At 67.2% G+C, this 4661-nt stretch carries 5 protein-coding genes; 4 read left to right on the top strand and 1 reads right to left on the bottom strand.

What is annotated here, in order from left to right; all coding sequences use genetic code 11:
- Nucleotide 1: 1 nt before the first annotated feature.
- Nucleotides 2–1414, bottom strand: coding sequence for a trypsin-like peptidase domain-containing protein (locus VFQ05_11855; GenBank protein ID HET9327458.1), 1413 nt, complete (start codon nt 1412–1414; stop codon nt 2–4).
- Nucleotides 1415–1668: 254 nt separating this feature from the next.
- Here VFQ05_11855 and rplU point away from each other — a divergent pair, with 254 nt between their 5' ends.
- The 4 genes from rplU to VFQ05_11875 form a co-directional block, all read left to right on the top strand.
- Nucleotides 1669–1980 (top strand): 50S ribosomal protein L21, encoded by a 312-nt coding sequence (gene rplU, locus VFQ05_11860; protein ID HET9327459.1) that lies wholly within the window; start codon nt 1669–1671, stop codon nt 1978–1980.
- A gap of 9 nt (nt 1981–1989) precedes the next feature.
- Complete coding sequence (gene rpmA, locus VFQ05_11865) at nt 1990–2262, top strand: 50S ribosomal protein L27 (GenBank protein HET9327460.1); 273 nt, start codon at nt 1990–1992, stop codon at nt 2260–2262.
- A gap of 98 nt (nt 2263–2360) precedes the next feature.
- The gene (gene mdh, locus VFQ05_11870; protein ID HET9327461.1) at nt 2361–3296 is read left to right on the top strand and encodes a malate dehydrogenase; all 936 of its coding nucleotides are present in this window, start codon (nt 2361–2363) and stop codon (nt 3294–3296) included.
- Between the two features lie 605 nt (nt 3297–3901).
- Nucleotides 3902–4661: hypothetical protein (locus VFQ05_11875; protein HET9327462.1), on the top strand; the 760-nt coding region annotated here is incomplete at its 3' end.

The raw sequence follows: 4661 nt of genomic DNA on the forward strand, positions 1-4661 counted from the left end.
CTCACTCCATCTCGAACGCGACGTACTGGAGCTGGCCCATCCGATTGACCTGGAGCACGACCGCACCTCCGGAGCCTGTCTTGGCGAGCGCGTCCCGGAGAGAGGCAATCGATGGCGTCGCGACACGGTTCAGCGACACCACCACGTCCCCCGGCTGCAAACCACCATCGATGAAGGGGGCATCGGCGGCCCGCGCCGCCACCAGCACGCCGGTCGGATCGCGCAGCCACGGCAGGCGCTTGACCAGGTCTGGGCTCAGATCCGCCGCCAGGACTCCGAGCTTGGGAATCAGATTGTCCGGGTTGGCGATGCCTTCGAAGCTCGGCGACTCCTCCTTGCGCTCGATCACGGTCACCGTGACCGGGATGCGCTTCCCGGCTCGATCCAGCGTCAGGTAAACCTCTTGGCCCGGTCGGCTCCGGTAAAGGTTGACCTCGAATTGCCGTCCGTTCTCCATGGCTTTTCCATTCAGCTCGGCCACGACGTCCCCGGGCTGGACCCCGGCGCGCGCCCCGGGACCACCCGGCTCGACGTCGGCCACCACCACGCCCCAGTCGCGAGGCAGCCCCAGCCCTTTGGCGAGCACCGGCGTGATGGTCTGGGCGCTGACCCCGATCTGCCCGCGGCGGACCCGGCCATCCGCTCGGATCTGGTCCGAGACCGCCTTGGCGATGTTGCTCGGCGCCGCGAAGCCGATGCCCTCGCTGCCCCCGGACTTCGACATGATCAGCGTGTTGACCCCCACGACTTCGCCCGCCAGGTTGAGGAGCGGCCCGCCGCTGTTTCCCGGATTGATCGGTGCGTCGGTCTGCAGGTACACCATCGGGGACTCCGCCTCGAGCTGGCGGGCCACCGAGCTGACGACCCCCATCGTCACCGAGTTCTCGAGCCCGAGCGGACTGCCGTAGGCGAGCACCACCTGGCCGGGTTTGAGTTTGTCCGAGTCCCCGAACGCGAGGTGAGGGAGTCCTTTCTGCTCGATCTTGAGCACCGCCAGATCGGTCTCACGGTCGACGCCGACGATGCGGGCTTCGATCCAGCGGCCGGTCGGCTTGAGGATGGACTGTCGTGGCGAGTCCGAGGCCGGAGGCAGGGCTGCGAGAACCAGCAATCGGCGCGCGCCCTGGACGACGTGGAAGTTGGTGACGATGTAGCCATCGCTGCTGATCAGGAAGCCGGAGCCGCCGCGGCGCTCGCGTCCCAGCAGATCTTCGGTGACGCGAGCCGGCCCGGTGGTCGCGCCGTAGGCCGTGACCGCGATCTCGACCACCGCGGGAGCGACGCGCGTCGCGACGGTCTCGAGCTCGCGGCTGAAGGCGCCGATCGACGGCGTCGCCGGCGCCGGCGCCGGCGCCGCGAAGGCGTTGCCCGAGAGAAGGACGGCGCAGAGGATCGAGAGGCCAATGCGGGACATTCGATTTCTCCTGGATGGGCGGAGACGTCTTTTTCTCGGACGGCCCTTCTCTTCTGGCGCCCGCAGCATAGCCGAAGGGGAGAGGCTTGGCCGGCCATCGCCTCGAGACCCCCGGTTTCTTGACCCCCGTTCCCCGGGCATGGTAAAAAACCGTGTTCCGATGCGACGGGGTGTCCGTCCCACGCGCCCACGAGGCCTCTCGATCTGGATGAACGCGTGGACCCAAATCGTGGCGCTTCAAGGAGAAGCCTCTGATGTACGCAATCGTCAACATCAACGGCACCCAGACCAAGGTGACGCCCGATGAGACCCTGGATCTGCCCCGCATGTCGGGTGAGCCTGGGAAGAAGCTCGACTTCGACCAGGTCCTGATGGTGTGCGACGGAGACACCATCACGGTCGGCAGCCCCTACCTGAAGGGCGCGACCCTGACGGTCGAAGTGCTCGAGCACCTGCGGGGACCCAAGCTGCGGGTCTTCAAGTTCAAGCGTCGCCGCGAGTATCGTCGGCGGATCGGTCACCGCGATTCGCTCACGCGAGTGCGGGTGACCGGCATCAAGGCTTAGGAGTCAGGCATGGCGCATAAAAAAGGTCAGTCCTCGTCGAAGAACGGTCGCGAATCGAACGCGCAACGGCTCGGCGTCAAGCGCTTCGGCGGCCAGCTCGTCAACGCCGGCAGCATCCTGGTGCGGCAGCGCGGCACACGATTCCATCCCGGCGAGAACGTGGGGCAGGGCAGCGACGATACGCTGTTCGCCATGATCGAAGGCGTCGTCAAGTTCACGCGCTGGGGACGAAACCGCAAGCGCGTGCACATCGTGCCCGTGACCGCAGGCGAGACTGCTTAGCGTCGACCGTTCGTTCGAGACGTTCCGCGCCACGCCTCGCAAGCTGCGGCGTGGCGCTTTCGTTTGAGAGAAGCTCGGCAACCGACAAGGAGGATGCGGTGAAGCACAAGGTGGCAGTGATCGGAGCCGGCAACGTCGGGGCCAGCGCGGCGCTCTACGTCGCCGAGCGCGGGCTCGCCGACGTGACGCTGATCGACATCGTCGAAGGCATGCCCCAGGGCAAGGCGCTCGACATGCGTCAGGCCGCTCCCTTGTGGCACAAGGGCGGGGCGATCGAGGGCGCGAACGATCTGTCCGCGGTGAAGGGCGCCGGCCTGGTGATCATGACCGCGGGCTTCCCGCGCAAGCCCGGCATGTCGCGCACCGATCTTCTCAAGGCCAACGCCGACATCGTGCGCCCCGCCGCCGAGGCGGTGAAGAAGCACGCGCCGGACGCCTACGTGGTGGTGGTCACCAACCCGCTGGACGTGATGGCGCACCTGTTCTGGAAGGTGAGCGGGTTACCGAAGTCGCGAGTCATGGGCATGGCCGGCATCCTGGACTCTGCGCGCTTCCGCGCGTTCATCGCCATGGAGCTGGGCATCTCGGGGGCCGACGTGCAGGCCATGGTGCTCGGTGGCCACGGGGACTCGATGGTGCCGCTGCCGCGCTACACCACGGTGGGCGGCATCACGGTCACCGAGCTGATCCCTGCGGACCGGCTCTCGCAAATCGTCCAGCGCACGCGCGACGGCGGCGCCGAGATCGTGAAGCTGCTGAAGACCGGTTCGGCCTACTACGCGCCGGCGATGTCCGCGGTCGAGATGGCGGAAGCGATCCTCACCGACCAGAAGCGTCTCGTGCCGTGCTCGGTGCTGCTCCAGGGTGAGTACGGGATGAAGGACCTCTTCATCGGCGTGCCGGTCGTGCTGGGCGGGAAGGGCGTGGAGAAGATCATCGAGCTCGATCTGGGACCGGAGGAGATGGCGGCTCTGAACAAGTCCGGCGCCGACGTGGCGGCGGCGATCGCGGAGCTCGCCGGAGCGACGGTGTAGCCAGCGCTGTCGCGCGTCAGTGACTCTGTCCCCCTAAGGCGTCAATGACTCTGTCACCCCCCAGCTCTGGCTTTGCGCAGAGATTGGGGTTGGCCGTATTCAAAGCGTTTCCAGGGGTTACTTGGACTGGGACGGCGGATGTTGGTCAAGGTGCCGATGCCTCTCGAGCGAGTTCGAGGTTTGGGTGGAAGGGCTGGGGGAGCAGGTCGGGCATGGGCCGGAGTCCTGGACTTCCTCGAACGATCGGTGTGGCGTGATTGGAGGATGAAGGGAGCAGAGAGAGCAGGCGGAGCGGGTTGCTCGGCGATGCATCCGTGGCGAGGGTGCAGGACGATGAGGCGTCCGTCCAGAAGTTCACGGGCTTCCACTTTGGCGCCTTGCCAAGTGCGGTGCTGAGGGCCTGGGGGGAGTTGGATCCAGCGTCCCGGGATGGAGACGGTGTTGTCGCGAGCGACCACGCGCGAGTAGCGACAGGCGAGGATGTGATCGAGATCGCGCGGAGGGGCACGGAAGGCGGACGCCGCCTCGCGAGGTGGCCCAGCCCAGCGGCGGTTGTGGCGGGTGATGAAGAGCGGCAAGTAGTCACGGGCGGCAGCGAGGGTCGCGTGATGCCGAAGCCGCAGCTCGGTGGCCAGGCGGTCCTGAAGCGTGCCCCACATGCGTTCGATGCGGCCTTTCGCCTGAGGGCTGGTGGCGGCGATGAACCGCACGCCGAGGTCCTCGAGCATGGAGCCGAACTGAGTCGGAGATTGCCGACCCGCCAGTTGTTCCTCGAGCGACCAATGGGCGTCGTTGCGGACCAAGGTTGCGCTGCGATCACCGTAGAGCTGGAGCGGGACCCCGTGGGTGGTGATCAGCTCGTGGAGGACGGTGACGAAGCCGTGCAGGTCTTCGTGCGGGCGGAAGTGCAAGGCCAGGATCTCTCCGGTCGCATCGTCCACGGCCCCGACCAGGTCCCAGTGAGTGGCGTCGTCGAACCAGTGGAACGGGCTACCGTCGATCAAGACCAGCGCCCCGCGTCGCGCGGCGCGTTCGCGGCGCCGGTGATGGCGGGGCGGGCGGCGGCGCCGCTTGGGAGCGAGCTTGAGCCGCTGGCGCTCGCGGCGCACGCTGGCGGCGCTGACCGGCCACCCCTCTTCACTCACCAACTCGGCCAAGTGATGGTCGTTGACTTTCACCGGTCCGGTCAGCAACTCGTGGACCCGCTGTCGCGTCGCCTCGGCCAGCCGGCGGGGCGAAGGTCGTCCACGGTTGCCATGAACCAGCCCTCGTGCCCCATGGGTCCGAAACCGAGACCGCAGCCGCTTGAACTGCCGGACACTGATCGCCAAGGCCTCAGCTCCCTCTCGGTTGCTGATCCTTCCC

Source organism: Candidatus Eisenbacteria bacterium (genome assembly GCA_035712145.1).
Lineage (GTDB): Bacteria > Eisenbacteria > RBG-16-71-46 > RBG-16-71-46 > RBG-16-71-46 > DASTBI01.